Source organism: Parasaccharibacter sp. TMW 2.1884 (assembly GCF_023337695.1).
GTDB lineage: Bacteria > Pseudomonadota > Alphaproteobacteria > Acetobacterales > Acetobacteraceae > Bombella > Bombella apis.
Genome location: NZ_QORR01000001.1, coordinates 284,755 through 300,237, shown reverse-complemented (window position 1 = coordinate 300,237; position 15,483 = coordinate 284,755). Strand labels below are relative to the sequence as shown.

Genomic DNA, 15,483 nt, shown 5'->3' with positions numbered 1-15,483 from the left:
TAACTTCCCACCAGCTTTCCATTACATCTCGGTTATCGGCCGCGCTGGCTCCATACGGTGATCGTTCCGACGCCCGCCAACCGTAATGGCCGTAAGTATACAGAATTAAGGACTGAGGAAGTAAATGCGTATTCGTAATGCACTTCTCGCCATGACCTCAATGGTGGCCCTGCCGTCATTTGCCATGGCCAGCACGATCACCGGCCCGTATGTCGACATGGCAGGCGGTTACAACCTGGTTCAGCACCAGCAGTTCCGTCAGGGTAACCCTGGCACCTCCCACGGTCGTGGCATCGGTGGCAACGCCCACTCCGGCACCGGCTTCAATGGCTACCTCTCCACTGGTTACGGCTTCGGTAACGGCCTGCGCCTCGAAATCGAGGGCACCTACAACCAGACCCACATCACCCGTCTGGGTGGCGCCTTTGCCGCTGGTGGCAACCGCAAGGCCCACGGCAAGAGCGAAGGCTGGGGCGGGTTCGCCAACGTGCTGTATGACATCGATCTCGGCATGTTCGGCCTGAACGATGTTCCGGTTACACCGTTCGTCGGTATCGGTGCTGGTTACATGTGGCAGCGTTACCGCAAGGTCTACAACCGCAGCACCGGTCGTCCTGACCCGAACTTCAACAACACCCAGGGTGGTTTCGCTGCTCAGTTCATCGCTGGTGCCGCTTACGACATCCCGGGCGTTCCGGGCCTGGCTCTGACCACGCAGTATCGCTTCATGGGCCAGACGGGTTCCATGAGCGGCGTGACCAGCGGCCGTCAGTACCTGCACAACAACAACGAGAACCATGGCAAGGGTGACCGCGTAAGCTTCAACACGCGCTACACGCACCAGTTCATGCTCGGCCTGCGTTATGCCTTCAACAATGCTCCGCCGCCGCCGCCGCCGGCTCCGCATGTTGTCGTTCCGCCGCCGGCTCAGGCTGCCCGTACTTACCTCGTCTTCTTTGACTGGGATAAGTCCAACCTGACAGGCCGCGCCCGCGACATCGTTGCCCAGGCTGCCCAGGCTTCCACACACGTGCAGACGACACGCATCGAAGTTAACGGTTACACCGATAACTCCGCTGCTCATCCGGGTCCGCGCGGTGAGAAGTACAACATGGGTCTGTCCCTCCGTCGTGCAAACAGCGTCAAGGCTGAGCTGATCCGTCTGGGCGTTCCGGCTACGGCCATCGACATCCACGGTTACGGCGATGCCAACCCGCTGGTGGCAACTGCCAAGAACACGCGTGAGCCGCAGAACCGTCGCGTTGAGATCATCCTGAAGTAATCTTCAGAGCTGATTTTCAGCCCGGGCCTTACGGTTACGGAAAAAGGGTGCCTTCGGGCACCCTTTTTTTATGGCCCGTTCCTCCTGTGCAATCTTTCACAAGAAAAGATTTACCTCTCCCCTGTGAAGCTGTGTTAGGGTCCCCTCCGCCTCTGCAACAATCCTTATGGTTTTCCAGCTGAAAAATGCTTGAACAGTTCATTCCCAGAAGTCTGATGAAGTTCCTTCCTCTCATGCAGCGCTTCTTCTATTTCGGCGTTGTGGGAGCTGTCGGCTTTCTCGTGGACTGGGCAAGCCTCTCCCTTTTCCGCCATGTTGTCGGGCTCCGTGCTGCCGCCCTGCTCGCTTATGTCATTGCCTCAAGCAACAACTGGATTCTGAACCGTTACTGGACATTCCGGGACTGTTGCCGCAAACGCCACAAGGTGCATCATCAATGGGGGCGCTTTGTACTGGCCAATCTTCCCGGTTTCATCATCAACCGTGGGATCGTGCTGGCCCTCTTCAGCCTTTGGCCGCTGACACGGCATTACACCGTCATTGCTCTGCTCTGCGGGACAGCAGGCGGCATGTTCATCAATTTTGCCCTCTGCCATCACTTCGTCTTTCACAAGAAGACCCCCCAGTCATAAAGCCCATTCCCCGGCTGGTGGTCTTCTTTACCTGCACGCTTCCCTGCATCTCCTCCATCGGACCTCCATTTCCAAAAGACAGAAAATCGGCTAGAAAACAGGAACCATCCTTTCTTTCTCCGGAACCCGGACCTACAGACTCATGATCAGTACCAACGATATCCGCGCACAATTCCTTCAGTATTTTGAATCCCACAGGCACCGCATCCTTCCGTCTGCCTCTCTGGTTCCGCAGAATGATCCGTCCCTGCTCTTCACCAATGCGGGGATGGTGCCTTTCAAGAACGTTTTTACCGGGCAGGAGACCCTGCCTTTCAAGCGGGCCACAACAGTCCAGAAGGTCGTCCGTGCCGGTGGCAAACATAATGATCTGGACAATGTCGGTTACACGGCACGTCATCACACATTCTTTGAAATGATGGGGAATTTCAGCTTTGGAGATTACTTCAAGGCTGAGGTCATCGAATTTGCCTGGACGCTGCTGACCAAAGGCTTCGGCATCCCGGCCGAGAAGCTGCTCGTCACCGTCTATGCGGACGATCATGAGGCCGCTTCCCTCTGGAAGAAGATCGCTGGCCTCTCGGATGACAAGATCATCCCCATCGCCACGTCCGACAATTTCTGGCGTATGGGCGATACCGGCCCCTGCGGTCCGTCCTCCGAAATCTTCTACGATCATGGCCCGTCCGTGGCCGGTGGCCCTCCAGGCAGCCCTGATGAAGACGGCGACCGGTTCGTCGAGATATGGAACCTCGTCTTCATGCAGTTCCTTGAAGAAGGCGAAGGCAAGCGGACCAATCTTCCCCACCCTTCCATTGATACCGGCATGGGGCTGGAGCGTTTCGCCGCTGTCATGCAGGGCAAGAAGGACAATTACGACACGGACACGATCCGTGCCCTCATCGAGGCCTCTGCCGACCTGCTGAAACAGGATGCGGATGGACGCTTCAAGACAAGCCATCGTGTGGTGGCCGACCATCTGCGGTCCACCGCCTTCCTCATCTCCGATGGTGTTCTGCCCTCCCGTGAGGGACGTGGCTATGTGCTGCGCCGCATCATGCGCCGTGCCATGCGTCACCTCCACCTGATGGGGGCGAAGGAGCCGGTCTTCTACCGTCTGCTGCCTGCCCTCATCCAGCAGATGGGCCATGCCTATCCTGAGCTGAACCAGCACAAGGCCCTCATCACCGAAACCATGAAGGGTGAGGAAGAACGCTTCTCCGCCCTTCTGGGCCGTGGCATGGCCCTGCTGGAAGACGAGATGGGCCGCCTCTCCAGCAACGGTCATCTGCCCGGTGACGTGGCCTTCAAGCTCTATGACACGTTCGGCTTCCCGCTGGACCTGACGCAGGACGTGCTGCGTGAGCGTGGCCACAAGGTCGATGAGGCCGGTTTTGAAAGTGCCATGGCCGAGCAGCGCCAGCGTGCCCGTGCCGCCTGGGTTGGCTCCGGTGACAGTGCCGTGGAGACCGTCTGGTTCGATGCCCGTGACCGCTTCGGCAGCACGGAGTTCCTCGGCTATGTGAGCGAGGCTGCCGATGCCCAGGTGCAGGCCGTCTTCCGTGGCAGCGATGAGCTTGCCGAAGCCAAAGCCGGTGACGAAGTCGCCATCCTGCTCAACCAGTCCCCCTTCTATGGGGAAAGCGGCGGACAGGTTGGCGATCATGGTACGCTGACAGCCCCGGGCCTGCGGATCGAAATCACTGACACGCAGAAGAAGAACGGCTCCCTGATCGTCCATTATGGCCGCATCGTGGAAGGCACGCTCAGGCCGGGCATGGATGTTCATGCCGAGATCGACCACGTGCGCCGCACCGCCGTGCGGGGGCATCACTCCGCAACCCATCTCCTGCATGAGGCCCTGCGCCGCCATATCGGTGAGCATGTCACCCAGAAGGGCAGCCTGAACACGCCGGACCGTCTGCGCTTCGACATCAGCCAGCCCCGCCCTCTGACGGAGGATGAGCTGAAGACCATCGAGGCCGAGGTGAATGCCCGCATCCGCCAGAACAGCCCGGTCGAAACCCGCCTGATGACGCAGGAACAGGCCATTGAAAGCGGCGCCATGGCCCTCTTCGGTGAGAAATATGGCGATGAAGTCCGTGTCGTCTTCATGGGCAATGAGGATGAGAAAAACCGTCAGGCCTATTCCATCGAACTCTGCGGCGGTACGCATGTGACCCGTCTGGGTGAGATCGGCCTGTTCCGCATCGTCTCCGAAAGTGGCGTCTCCTCCGGCGTCCGCCGTATCGAGGCTGTCTGCGGGGCTGCGGCCGAGCAGACCATCCGCACCAGTGAGGAACGGCTGGCCGAAATGGCTGCCCTCCTGAAGGTCACGCCTGCCGAGGCTCCGGCCCGTCTTGCCGCCCTGCTGGAAGAACGCAAGGCCCTCAATGCGCAGATTTCCTCCCTCCAGCACAAGCTGGCCACGGGGGAAGGGTCTGCCTCCAGCGAGACCATCAATGGCGTTACTCTGGCGGCCCGCTTCCTTGAGGATGTCAGCCCCAAGGACCTCAAGGGGCTGGCTGATGGCCTGCTGAAGCAGATCTCCTCCGGCGTGGTGGCCCTGATCTCCGGCGCCAATGACCGGGGCAGCATCGTCATCGCCGTCAGCAAGGACCTTACGGACCGCTTCGATGCCGTGAAGCTGGCCCGGGAAGCCTCCGCCCTGATGGGCGGCAAAGGCGGCGGTGGCCGCCCTGACATGGCGCAGGCTGGTGGCTCCGAACCGGCTGTCGATGCCGTATTCGCCATGCTGCGCAAGACACTGGCCGAAGGCTGAGACCTGCGAGACCTCTTTTCTGACGAAAAGAACTACCCTGAAGAGAGCGTCAGGCCTGTTATGGAGGGCCTGACGCTTTTTTCTTGCAGATGATCCTGCTCTGGCCTTGCCCGCCCAGGTCATGAAAGACATTTCATGAATCAGGAGGGGCTTTCGTCTGGACGCTTCTTAAAAAGATTTTTAATATATGGCCTATGGGCACCGTGACCTGCCTCGCCCATAGTGGGCTCGCCAGGGCTTTGCCCCGCATGATGCGTCTTTGATCAGGAAACATAACGCTATGGTCTTCCACCGTAACACTCTTCTGGAACTCCTTGATGGCGTCCGCACCTTTGAAGAAGAGGTGTATCCGGGAAAAAAGGATCTCTTCCAGAGTCTGGCTTACGATCAGAACCCACCAACGCTATTCATCACCTGCGCCGACAGCCGCATCAGCCCGAGCCTGATCACCCAGACAGAACCGGGTGAGCTGTTCCTCATCCGCAATGTCGGCAACATCGTTCCGGCCTATGGCAACATGGTCGGGGCCGTGGCTTCCGCCATCGAATACGCCGTCGGAGCTCTGGGGGTAAAAAACATCATCATCTGTGGCCACTCCAACTGCGGGGCCATGTCCGCCCTCATCAATCTGACCACAAACCCGGAAAAGCTGGCCGACATGCCAACCGTCCGCCGCTGGCTGCACAATGCCGAGGCCGCTGCTGCCACCATCGGCGATCTGCGGGCTGAAGATGTTGGCCCCAAAGATGTCCGCGATCTGGCTGAGGCCAATGTCCGCCTTCAGCTCACCCATCTGAAGACACACCCGATCGTTGCCAAGGCTCTGTCCCGTAACGAGCTGAACGTACAAGGCTGGTACTACGACATCCAGAATGGACGCATGTACATTCTCCACGAGAATAACAAGACGGAATATTCCGTTGAAGAGGCCATCGCCCTTCTCAAGGAAACCGGCACAACCAACCATGCCTGACAGCGTGCCCTTTCTGGCACCGGAGAGCCGTCTGTCCCCCGGGGCAGGCGGTTTTTCATGCCACGCCCTGTCCCTTGCACTCTCTCTGCTGTGCAGCTTCATCCTGCTGCTGTCCCCAGCACAGGCTTCGGAAAGCCTGAAGCTGACCAGCTGGAACATGGACTGGCTCACCCTCCGCCCTGCCAATGACCATACCCTGCCCCCTGATGCCCCCACACGCACGGCTGCGGACTTCGCAGCCCTGCGTCATCAGGCACACCGTCTCCACAGTGACATCCTCGCTTTTGAAGAAGTGGACAGTCTTGCGGCGGCCCAGCTTGTTTTCCCTCAGGACGAGTATGACCTCTACATCACGCCAGACCCTATTCCCCAGAAGGTCGGACTGGCGATCCGGCGGACGGCCGGCCTGAGTGTCACCGTCAATCCCGAGATCACGGCTCTCAATATCCCACAGCCGGGGCATCATCACCCCCTCCGGGGCGGCATGGATGTCACCCTCCGCAAAGGAGCCTCCAGCCTGAGACTGCTCATCGTCCATCTGAAGACCGGATGCTGGGCACAGCCTCTTGCTGCCAGAAAACGTGCCTGTTCCCTGCTCTATCAACAATTCCATGTCATCGAGGACTGGATACTGGACAGGGTGGATGACGGGACGCCCTTTGCCATTCTGGGAGATTTCAACCGCCGCCTGACACCGGCTGACCCTCTCATGCAAAATCTCCAGAACGACGCCAGCCTGACCCTCACCACGGCGGGCTTTACCAGCCCCTGCCGCCGCAGTGGTGACCTGTTCATCGATCACATCCTGCTCGGCAATCAGGCCCGGGACTGGTTCATTCCGGGAAGTCTCCGTGTCATGCTCCTGCGCAATGTGGCACAAGGGCTGACCCTTTCAGACCACTGTCCTGTCTCCGTGCAGATCAGGCTGCCCTGAAAACAGAAAAGCCCGGGACGGTCTCCCGCCCGGGCCTTTCCTCATGTTTCGGGCAGGAAGAACTTCAGGCCGTTCCAGACATCCCGATCTGCTTGATGTCATGGAAACTGAGAGCCTCATTCATCTCGATAGCCCGGTTCATCATAAAGCCAGAACCGGCAAGGAAGACTGGATCACCATCCAGATCATCAGCCATCGCACTCCGGTTTAGGGCCACAAACTGCTCCAGGGCAGCTTTATCGCCCGTGACCCAACGGGCAAGCGTGAAAGGCGTACTCTCAAAACCGACCGGCACGTTATATTCCGCCTGAAGGCGGGACTGCAGCACGTCCAGCTGGAGGGTCCCCACCACGCCCACGATTGGCGGGGCTCCATCCTGCGGGCGGAACAGCTGGACGACCCCCTCTTCCGCCAGCTCCACGAGGGCCTGACGCAGCTTCTTCGCCTTCATGGCATCATCCAGCCGCACACGACGCAGGATTTCCGGGGCAAAATGCGGAACCCCCGTGAAGCGCAGGTCTTCACCATCCGTCAACGTATCACCAATGCGAAGTGTCCCATGGTTGGGAATCCCCACCACGTCCCCGGCAAAGGCTTCCTCCACCAGCTGCCGGTCCTGCGCAAAGAAAAACTGTGGCGTATGAAGGGCGAACTGCTTGCCGATACGCACATGCTTCAGACGCATCCCACGGGTCAGCTTCCCTGAACAGACACGGGCAAAAGCCATGCGATCCCGGTGATTGGGGTCCATATTGGCCTGAATCTTGAAAATCAGGGCCGTGACATTCTCTTCCGTCGCCTGCACATCCCGTGTCTCAGAGGGCTGGGCACGGGGCGGCGGCCCATAGGCAGCCAGAGCATCCAGAAGGTCCGTCACCCCAATCTCTTTCATGGCTGAACCGAAGAAAACGGGTGTCAGATGTCCTTCATCGAAAAATTCCTTCTCGAAAGGAGGAAGGGCCACCTCGGCCAGTTCTACTTCTTCCCGCATCTGGGCCAGCCGCTCATCATCCTCGGGCAGCTCTTCCTTCAGGTGCAAGGACTTCGTACGAAGGTCATAAATACCGGCAAATTTCGCCGCACGCCCGACCGGCCATGTCGCCGGGGAGACGTCCAGAGCCAGCGCACTGGAGATTTCATCCAGCAGGGCAAAACAGTCCTGCGCCTCACGGTCCATCTTGTTGATGAAGGTGACGATGGGAATATCCCGCAGACGGCAGATCTCGAACAGCTTGCGGGTCCGGGCCTCGATGCCCTTGGCGGCATCAATCACCATCACGGCGCAGTCCACCGCTGTCAGCGTGCGGTAGGTATCCTCGGAGAAGTCCTCATGGCCCGGCGTGTCCAGCAGGTTGAAGACACATCCACCATAATTGAAGGTCATCACCGAGGTGACGACCGAAATGCCACGGTCCTTCTCGATGCTCATCCAGTCCGACCGTGTCCGCCGCCGCTCTCCCTTGGCCCGGACATTCCCGGCCATCTGGATGGCCCCACCTGCCCGCAGGATGCGCTCTGTCAGCGTGGTCTTACCGGCATCAGGATGGGAAATGATGGCAAAAGTGCGCCGCCGGGGAATCTCCGCAGCGATGGTAGGGTCGGACATATCAGCCTTCCTGGGAAGAGAGCGTAAGAAACGGCAAACGCCGGACGGTAAAACCGCCCGGCGCCTCCATATACAGCCAGTAGCCGTATCTTAGCGGGAGTAGAACTCGACCACCAGATTCGGTTCCATCTGCACCGGGTAAGGCACATCGGAGAGCTGCGGAACACGGATGAAGGTACCCTTCATCTGGCGATGATCCACCTCGATGTATTCCGGCACATCACGCTCGGCACTCTGGACGGAATCCAGAACGATGGCGAGCTGCTTGGACTTCTCACGCACCTCGATCACATCGCCTTCCTTCACCAGATAGGAGGGGATGTTGACGCGCTTGCCGTTGACCAGCACATGACCGTGGCTGACGAACTGACGGGCAGCGAACGGCGTCATGGCGAATTTCAGACGGTAGATGACGGCATCCAGACGACGCTCCAGCAGGCCGATCAGGTTCTCAGAGGTATCACCCTTGCGGCGCACGGCCTCGTCATAATAACGGCGGAACTGCTTCTCGCTGATGTTGCCGTAATAGCCCTTCAGCTTCTGCTTGGCCATCAGCTGCACGGAGTAGTCAGACGGCTTCTGACGGCGGCGCTGACCATGCTGACCCGGGCCATATTCACGACGGTTGACCGGGGACTTGGCACGGCCCCACAGGTTGACGCCGAGGCGGCGGTTGATCTTGTACTTGCTCTCAAGACGTTTTGACATCGGTTAAACCCGTATTCTCTCAGACCGGCGGCCCTGTGCGACAGCCCTTTGTTGCACCGGTAGGTTCCCCTCCCCCATCATGGGGTACTTGGAGAACGGAACAGCCTGCGGACCTCATGGAACAGTGCGCCACAGCACGCATCATCCCGGCCAGACCATCCAACATTCCCGGCAATGGCACTGCCGTTACACGAGGCAGGACAGAGTGTCAAGAAATCCGACCATGCGGGAAGGTCGTACGCCATGCCTGAACGGCAAGAAGAGATTGGAAAAAACAGGCCATATCCCGTATATCCTCGTCATCCCCAATCAGACTGGAGCACTCCCTTTATGGAGCAGACCGAAACGGTTACAGGCCCACGCCTGACCCCGCCTCATGGCGTCGCCCCGGCCATTGCAGCCCTCATGCTCGGGACCTTTACCATTGGCACGGGAGAATTCGGAATGATGGGCATCCTGCCTGCCTTCTCCCATGCCCTTGACATTTCCATCGGGCAGGCCAGCGCCGTCATCTCCGCCTATGCTCTTGGCGTGGTAGTGGGTGCCCCCATCATGGCCATCGCCGGAGCCCGCCTGCCCCGCCGGACAGTCCTGCTGCTTCTGCTCTCCCTGTTCTGCATCGGCAATATCGGCACCATCCTCTTTACCTCACTCCTGCCCATCGAGGTCATGCGCTTCATCACAGGGCTGCCCCATGGGGCCTATTTCGGTATCGCTGCCCTGACGGGTGCCTCCATGGTCGAACGGGCCCGGCGGGGACGGGCCATCAGCATGGTCCTGTCCGGCATCATGATCTCCACCGTCATAGGCGCACCACTCAGCACGTTCCTCTCCCAATATGTTCCGTGGGAAGTGATTTATGGAGCCCTGTCCGTTCTGGGGCTGATCTGCGTGGCCGGGGTAGCCTTTTTCATCCCCGCTGACCGCCCGCAGAACAACATCAATGCCCGTTCCGAGCTGTCCGCCTTCAGGAACCCCCACGTCCTGCTGACCCTGCTGACCGGGGCCATCGGTTTCGGCGGCATGTTCGCCGTCTATACCTTCCTGACCTCCGGGCTGGGACAGGTAACGCATCTCAGCCCCTGGATGGTCACGCTCTATCAGGTCATCTGGGGATGCGGAATGGTCGCCGGCAATGCCTTCGGCGGGGCCATGATTGACAGGAACCTGAACCGCACGACCATTTTCAGCCTGATTGCCAGCGTTGTCTTCATGCTGGCCTTCTGGCTGCTGCTTCCCTCCAGTACTGCCATGCTGGTTGTCTGCTTCTTCCTGCCTGCTGCCACGATCATCCTCAGTCCTGCCATGCAGGCCCGTCTCATGGATGTTGCCGGAGATGCCCAGACGCTGGCAGCCTCGCTGAATCACTCGGCCTTCAACATCGCCAACGCTCTGGGGGCATCCCTGGGTGCCATGCTGGTAGAGCACGGCCTGGGCATCAGCGCCGTTGGCTGGGGCGGGGCCATCCTCTCAGCCAGCGGGCTGCTGATCTACCTCGTCACGCTCCAGGTCGCCCGCCTTCACAAGCCATGAAAAAACGGCAGGCCCCTCAGCCGGGGGCCTGACCGCTGGAGACCGGCACAGCCGGAGCTGCTTCTTCCAATGAACCTTCAATATTGGACAGAACACTGCTGCTGCCCAGCGTACCAGCCGCATAAGCCAATGATGCGGCTGCACTCAACATGCCGTAATAGCTGTCCGAAACGGACAGGCGGGCATTGAGCAGCGTATTCTGGAGCTCCAGCATCCGGGTCATCGTACCATCACCCGAACGGTAGGCTGTAAGGGCGGCATCAAAGCCGGTCTGGCTAGCCTTCTGGAGGCTCAGTGCCGCCTGATAGGCCGTGATGCCCGTATGCAGCATGGCCTCTGCACTCACGATCGTCCGGACAGCATTGTTCTGCGTGTCCTGCAGCGCAGCACGGGCACTGTCTTCCCGCTCATGCGCCTGCCGCAGACGATTGCGACGCAGCCCGCCATCATAGATCGGCACGGAAATACCTGCCGTGATGAGCCCCCCGAATGTATGCACACGATCGTTGATCGAGTTCACATTGACAAGCGGCAGATTGCGAAAATGCAGGTCATCAAAGTTGTACCCGACATTGCCACTCATGAAAATCTGCGGCCTGTAGCTGGCACGGGCGCCTTCCACCGCACTCTGGGCGGCACGCAGGCTCGTATAGGCTGCCAGGACATCCGGCCGACGGGCCACAGCCTCATGCACCATCTCATCACTCAGGCGGATATCCTCAACGCGGATGTTCCTCCCGCTGTCCGTCTGCACATGCAATGGCTGGGATGGATTCACGCCCACGGCAGCCAGCAGCTCCAGCCGGTACGTCTCCACATCCCCTTCCGTTCTGGCCAGCACCAGCTCGGCTTCCGCCACGGCCTGCTCGGCCTGTGACGTATCAATGACCGTCCCTTCCCCGTTTCTCAGGTTGGCATCTGCGGCCCGGGCAATCGCATGGGCATTCTCAAGAGACTGGCGCACAAGCGCCACATTGTTCAGAGCAGCCGCATAACGGTAATAAGCCAGAGCCACCTTGTGGATGACCTTCTGGTGTTCACCAGTAAAGAGGATGTTCTGCCCGATGCTCTTCTGGGTCGCTTCCTCCATCACGGCACGACGTTTGCCGAAGTCGAACAGCAACCATTCCAGCCCGACCTGCTGACGTTCCAGTGTGCCCTGAAGGCGGGTATTCAGACTCGCATGCTGGCCTGCCACCCGGAAGCGGTTGTGTGGCTCCAGCAGGCCATACCCCCCCATGGCTACGGCTGTCAGATGCGGCAGATAGGCCGAGCGGGCAATGCCCGTCTCTGCCGCACTGACCCGTGCTGCATCCCAGGCCTGACGTGTAGAGGGGTTGATGGACTGGGCCATGTCGATCAGATCGGCCAGATCGTAGGAATGATCCACCTGCACGGTGCCCAGTGCAGCAGGCTGCGGCAGGACACGGTCCGATGCGAGGCGGTACCCCGCAGGCATTTTCAGGACACGTCCCCCCTTCTGGCCCGGTGCCCCTTTTTCATGCCCCTCGATGATATGACCATTCACATCAACCGGTGCATTCCATGGCTGGTTGGGGGCAGGCGGCATATTCCGCATGGCCGTTGTCTGGCAACCACTCAACGCACTGCTGCAGAGAAGGGCACTACAGACCAGCACGGCCCTGCGCCATACCTTCCCCGGCTGCTGCATTTTTTTACGCTCCATGACCTGTTTCCACTCAAAACCATCCATCAGAGACCTCCTCCTTCCTTAAGGGAAGCGGTCTCTCCCCCCTTCAGTATCTGCCCCAGACGAAGAGACTGTTTCTGCTGGCTGGCAGCAATATCCCCGAACAGACACCCGGCACTCATGGCCGCACGCCGCAGGAACAGCATGTACTGCCTCATGCGATGTTTTGTCGGACGCATGGCGGCCGGTTCTATCATGACCTGCCGCAGCTGGCTCATGGCCCCACTGGCCGTTTCCTGTATCCGTGCCGCCTGAAGCATGCGCTGGTCGTGATTCCAGTCCGTGATATCCTGCGCCAGCAGGCCATCAAGCGCCTTGAGCTTTTGCAGGGCCCCACCCATCGCACTGTGTGGCCAGAACATGGTATGCACGACATATGTGATGGCCAGACCGATCAAGATACCGATGATACGGTCACGGGGCACCGTCAAATCCGTCGTTGGCGCATATTTGGCAAGATCAGCCAGCGTGAAGGTCACGATGATCTGCAACCCAAGGTAGGAAATGCGCTGGTCGCCGGCCTTGACCCATGCCCCGATGAAAATGACCACACCCATGACCAGCATGATCTCGGCTATGTCCGTCATGTGTGGCATGAGCCATACGATGGTGCCCATGGCCATGAAACAGCCTATCAGAGCCCCGACAATACGCAGCCGCTGTTTGTCCAGCACAGCCCCCATCGTCGGCAGGGACACGATGAAGCAGGTGATGATGCACGTATGCACCCCCGGCCAGTTCAGCATCTTGTATGTGATGATGGAGAGGCAGACAGAGACGGTCCCCTTGACGGCAAAACGGACATGCTCCGGGTCCGTAAAGGCACCAGGAAGGAAAAAGCCCGATTTCTTTTTCGGTGCGGCATTTCCGGACTGGCTGGAAGGCAGCTGCACGTCCTCGGCTGTCAGGGGCTGGTCCAGACTGTTCAGCAGGCGCTCCATCTCCTGGGCGATATCACCTGAGCAGACCTGATCCGTGCCCGTTTCGGCCGGGCGGCCACCTGTTTCAAAACACTCCGCCGCTTCTTCCAGCCGCTTGGCCAGATACGCACAATCCTCCATGGAAATGGGGGCGTTGGGCTTCAGGCAGCGTTCAACAAATTGCAGGATACCAAAACTGTTCAGAGCTGCCCGGCGCAGGTAGGACAGGTCTTCCGGGCTCCAGCGCTGTTCCGCGGTGGCAGCACCGAGCATGCCGAACATGCCGCTGACCCCCTCACCCACGGTATCCATGACAGCATCCTGCCAGGCCTGAGGGATGCCGCGCCCCTCGCCCCGCCGTCCCAGACATTTCGCCGACAGGCGCAGCCGCTCGATGATCTGGTCCGTGAGGACATGCTCTGGAGACGGAGAAAGACAGCTCCCCACAAAGGCCATCATGCCGGCGATGATGAGAAACACACGCCATGCCGACAGAACAAGACGGGCGATACTGTCACCGCTCTGCACATTGTCCAGCGCCACCAGCATGTAGGAAAGGATCAACCCGCCAATGACACTGATCATGCCAAGGATGGTTGTCGTGCTGAGGAAGAAAAAGACGAAGCTGAGAACAAGGTTGAAAATGAGCGTTGCCAGAAAATTGTTGATTGTCGTGGCAACCCCCACATAGAGAGCCCCCGTCACACCGGAAAAGAAGATGATGTACATGACGGAGATCTTCATGTTCGCCACCCTGTTCCCCTGCCACAACGCCCCCAGGGTGAGCGTGAGCAGGGTCAACATGGGCAGCTGCCATATCTCACCTATGAGGACGAGCGCCATGCATACGATGGCGGTCCGCAAGGCCAGCGCCGTGCGCCCACGGGTTGGCCTTACGGCCAACCGCCAGAGACGCATGAAGGCGTCCAGATAGGGTTTAACCATGACAGGCAGCACCATGGAGAATTTCCACGTTGGCTGTTGCCCCCAGTCTCATCAGATGTTCAGGAGCATGTTCGATCCTGATGCGCACAGGGAAGCGCTGGGCAATATGCACCCAGTCCATCTGCCGCTCGACAGACGGCACACCACGTTCGCTTTCCCTCATGTAATCGGTCGTCACACCCCGGCCAATGCTCTCGACAACCCCGTGGATGGCATGGCTGCGGTCGATCATGGAATACACGGTGGCGCAGTCACCCGGACGGACCGGCTTCAGGTTGATTTCCCGGATTGGGGCAATGGCATACCACTCATCCTTGGAAACCAGTGTAAACAGGTTCTCGTTGGCAGCCAGCACCTCGCCTTCCCGAACATTCAGACTCGTCACATAGCCATCTATGTTGGCCGTCACACGGGTCTGACGCAGCTCATAGCGGGCATGTTCCACCGCCACGGATGCTTCCTGCAACATGGCCTCGGCGTGTTTGACATCACCGACAGCCACCTGGCTGGCCTGCTGTTCGTGCTGGGCTTCTGCCAGGGCATCCACGGCAGAGTTGAACTTCGTCACGGCCTGGTCATAGACCTGCCATGACACATAATGCTGCTCGGCCAATGGCTTGAGACGGGTCACCGTACGCCAGGCAAGGTCCTTCTCATCCTCGGCCTGGTGCCGCTTGCGCTCGTTGGTTGCCGCATTGGCCATGCGGACGGCCAGAGCACGGCGGGCGTCGTTCAGGTCGGCCTGTGCCTGTGTTTCACTGGCCTCAGCCTTGTGCAGGGCAATCTCATAGGGCTCGGGATCAATCTGGTACAGCAGATCCCCCTTGTGGACGACCTGATTCTCCCGGACAGAAAGAGTCTGGAGGCGCCCACCCACCAGAGCGGCCACATGTACGCTTTCCGTATAGATGACAGCACTATCACTGTTGGGATGCTGGCCTGACCGGTGATCCACATACAGGACACCGAGGAGAGCACATAACAGCGTGGCTGCTGCAATCACGCTCCCCACCGGGAAGCGGCCTTTAATCCGTTCTTTTTTCATGAAACCGCCCCTGAATTACCCGTAGAGAAGAAGCCAGCCGACAAGCCCTATCATCGTGCCCATGGAAAGGTAGGTGACCAGATGATACCGCAACAGGCCATCAATATGCAGGATCAGAAAGACCAGCCGCAGCAGGGCGGCGGACACCGCACCGATGAACAGGCAGATGAGCCAGGCCGGAAAATACGCACCGGCCAGAGGAAAACTCGGCGCCCCGATCCCGGCACAACCCTGCAAAGGCACCATGAGCAGGGCCAGCCCCCACCTTGGGGCTCCATGAGCCCTGAAAGAAAATACTCCGGGCAGCTTCATGCACGCTCCTGTTTCCAGCTACGGGGACAACACACAGCCCTGAAGGGCCTGCCCCCGTACATACGGAAACACCTGCCCTCGCAAAGCATCTGACCAACCA

12 protein-coding genes are annotated in these 15,483 nt (G+C 59.4%); 6 read left to right on the top strand and 6 right to left on the bottom strand.

What is annotated here, in order from left to right; genetic code table 11:
• The first annotated feature begins 124 nt into the window (after positions 1-124).
• The 5 genes from DTI93_RS01295 to DTI93_RS01275 all read left to right on the top strand — a co-directional run bounded on the left by DTI93_RS01295 (position 125) and on the right by DTI93_RS01275 (position 6,603).
• Positions 125-1,282 (top strand): OmpA family protein, encoded by a 1,158-nt coding sequence (locus DTI93_RS01295; RefSeq protein ID WP_043560711.1) that lies wholly within the window; start codon positions 125-127, stop codon positions 1,280-1,282.
• A gap of 215 nt (positions 1,283-1,497) precedes the next feature.
• A complete protein-coding gene (locus DTI93_RS01290; protein WP_166651622.1) occupies positions 1,498-1,914 on the top strand; it encodes a GtrA family protein in 417 nt (138 codons plus the stop codon).
• A gap of 142 nt (positions 1,915-2,056) precedes the next feature.
• Positions 2,057-4,696 carry an alanine--tRNA ligase gene (gene alaS, locus DTI93_RS01285; RefSeq protein WP_249079395.1) on the top strand — a complete coding sequence of 880 codons (2,640 nt, stop codon included), beginning with the start codon at positions 2,057-2,059 and terminating at the stop codon, positions 4,694-4,696.
• Positions 4,697-4,976: 280 nt separating this feature from the next.
• Positions 4,977-5,669 (top strand): carbonic anhydrase, encoded by a 693-nt coding sequence (locus tag DTI93_RS01280; protein ID WP_249079393.1) that lies wholly within the window; start codon positions 4,977-4,979, stop codon positions 5,667-5,669.
• Positions 5,662-6,603 (top strand): endonuclease/exonuclease/phosphatase family protein, encoded by a 942-nt coding sequence (locus tag DTI93_RS01275; protein WP_249079392.1) that lies wholly within the window; start codon positions 5,662-5,664, stop codon positions 6,601-6,603. Before DTI93_RS01280 ends, DTI93_RS01275 begins: the two co-directional genes overlap by 8 nt.
• A gap of 64 nt (positions 6,604-6,667) precedes the next feature.
• On the opposite strand, the gene DTI93_RS01270 is transcribed toward DTI93_RS01275, so the two are convergent.
• Together DTI93_RS01270 and rpsD are read right to left on the bottom strand one after the other, a co-directional pair.
• Entirely contained in the window at positions 6,668-8,209 is a 1,542-nt protein-coding gene (locus tag DTI93_RS01270; protein WP_043560717.1) for a peptide chain release factor 3, read from the bottom strand.
• Positions 8,210-8,299: 90 nt separating this feature from the next.
• Positions 8,300-8,917 (bottom strand): 30S ribosomal protein S4, encoded by a 618-nt coding sequence (gene rpsD / locus DTI93_RS01265; protein WP_043560719.1) that lies wholly within the window; start codon positions 8,915-8,917, stop codon positions 8,300-8,302.
• Between the two features lie 330 nt (positions 8,918-9,247).
• On the opposite strand from rpsD, the gene DTI93_RS01260 reads away from it, so the two are divergent.
• Positions 9,248-10,450 carry an MFS transporter gene (locus tag DTI93_RS01260; RefSeq protein WP_043560722.1) on the top strand — a complete coding sequence of 401 codons (1,203 nt, stop codon included), beginning with the start codon at positions 9,248-9,250 and terminating at the stop codon, positions 10,448-10,450.
• A 16-nt stretch (positions 10,451-10,466) separates the two neighbouring features.
• Here DTI93_RS01260 and DTI93_RS01255 read toward each other — a convergent pair whose 3' ends face one another.
• Genes DTI93_RS01255 through DTI93_RS01240 form a run of 4 tightly spaced genes read right to left on the bottom strand, consistent with a single transcriptional unit; the run spans position 10,467 to position 15,383 of the window.
• Positions 10,467-12,164 (bottom strand): TolC family protein, encoded by a 1,698-nt coding sequence (locus DTI93_RS01255; RefSeq protein ID WP_052349106.1) that lies wholly within the window; start codon positions 12,162-12,164, stop codon positions 10,467-10,469.
• Positions 12,164-14,041 (bottom strand): FUSC family protein, encoded by a 1,878-nt coding sequence (locus tag DTI93_RS01250; RefSeq protein ID WP_081562996.1) that lies wholly within the window; start codon positions 14,039-14,041, stop codon positions 12,164-12,166. The genes DTI93_RS01255 and DTI93_RS01250 overlap by 1 nt, the downstream gene beginning before the upstream one ends.
• Positions 14,019-15,071: a multidrug transporter subunit MdtN gene (gene mdtN / locus DTI93_RS01245; protein ID WP_043560724.1), complete on the bottom strand. Its 1,053-nt coding sequence runs from the start codon at positions 15,069-15,071 to the stop codon at positions 14,019-14,021. The genes DTI93_RS01250 and mdtN overlap by 23 nt, the downstream gene beginning before the upstream one ends.
• A 15-nt stretch (positions 15,072-15,086) precedes the next feature.
• Positions 15,087-15,383, bottom strand: a complete 297-nt coding sequence (locus DTI93_RS01240; RefSeq protein WP_081562994.1) for a YtcA family lipoprotein — start codon at positions 15,381-15,383, stop codon at positions 15,087-15,089.
• Positions 15,384-15,483 lie beyond the last annotated feature (100 nt).

Bases quoted from the DNA above. Each gene is read 5' to 3' on its own strand.
- mdtN (WP_043560724.1), bottom strand. From the start codon at position 15,071: ATGAAAAAAGAACGGATTAAAGGCCGCTTCCCGGTGGGGAGCGTGATT.
- DTI93_RS01255 (WP_052349106.1), bottom strand. From the start codon at position 12,164: ATGGATGGTTTTGAGTGGAAACAGGTCATGGAGCGTAAAAAAATGCAG.
- rpsD (WP_043560719.1), bottom strand. From the start codon at position 8,917: ATGTCAAAACGTCTTGAGAGCAAGTACAAGATCAACCGCCGCCTCGGC.
- alaS (WP_249079395.1), top strand. From the start codon at position 2,057: ATGATCAGTACCAACGATATCCGCGCACAATTCCTTCAGTATTTTGAA.
- DTI93_RS01260 (WP_043560722.1), top strand. From the start codon at position 9,248: ATGGAGCAGACCGAAACGGTTACAGGCCCACGCCTGACCCCGCCTCAT.
- DTI93_RS01295 (WP_043560711.1), top strand. From the start codon at position 125: ATGCGTATTCGTAATGCACTTCTCGCCATGACCTCAATGGTGGCCCTG.
- DTI93_RS01240 (WP_081562994.1), bottom strand. From the start codon at position 15,383: ATGAAGCTGCCCGGAGTATTTTCTTTCAGGGCTCATGGAGCCCCAAGG.
- DTI93_RS01270 (WP_043560717.1), bottom strand. From the start codon at position 8,209: ATGTCCGACCCTACCATCGCTGCGGAGATTCCCCGGCGGCGCACTTTT.
- DTI93_RS01275 (WP_249079392.1), top strand. From the start codon at position 5,662: ATGCCTGACAGCGTGCCCTTTCTGGCACCGGAGAGCCGTCTGTCCCCC.
- DTI93_RS01280 (WP_249079393.1), top strand. From the start codon at position 4,977: ATGGTCTTCCACCGTAACACTCTTCTGGAACTCCTTGATGGCGTCCGC.
- DTI93_RS01250 (WP_081562996.1), bottom strand. From the start codon at position 14,041: ATGGTGCTGCCTGTCATGGTTAAACCCTATCTGGACGCCTTCATGCGT.
- DTI93_RS01290 (WP_166651622.1), top strand. From the start codon at position 1,498: ATGAAGTTCCTTCCTCTCATGCAGCGCTTCTTCTATTTCGGCGTTGTG.